This is a genomic window from Vibrio sp. 10N.261.51.A4, from assembly GCF_041471945.1.
Lineage (GTDB): Bacteria > Pseudomonadota > Gammaproteobacteria > Enterobacterales > Vibrionaceae > Vibrio > Vibrio crassostreae_C.
In genome coordinates this window covers 1-240 of sequence record NZ_JBFRPJ010000136.1, presented here as the reverse complement: position 1 = coordinate 240, position 240 = coordinate 1, and the positions used below count along the sequence as shown (strand labels likewise).

Sequence of the window (240 nt, the reverse complement as noted above, 5' to 3'; positions counted from 1 at the left end):
AAAAGGCTAATTTGGAGCGATACATCGGGTTCGAACCGATGACCTCAACCTTGGCAAGGTTGCGCTCTACCAACTGAGCTAGTATCGCATTAGTTAATCGCTGCTCTTACCGCCTTGGGCAATAGATAGCGCTTAACTGTAATGTGGTTGCGGGAGCCGGATTTGAACCGACGACCTTCGGGTTATGAGCCCGACGAGCTACCAAACTGCTCCATCCCGCGTCCGGATGCATTGTTTAAG

At 51.2% G+C, this 240-nt stretch carries 2 tRNA genes; both read right to left on the bottom strand.

Features of this window, described 5'->3' with window-relative positions:
• Positions 1 to 12 precede the first annotated feature (12 nt).
• A tRNA-Gly gene (locus AB4384_RS23090) sits at positions 13 to 88 on the bottom strand.
• Between the two features lie 56 nt (positions 89 to 144).
• Positions 145 to 221: transfer RNA gene (locus tag AB4384_RS23085), tRNA-Met, on the bottom strand.
• Positions 222 to 240: the final 19 nt, after the last annotated feature.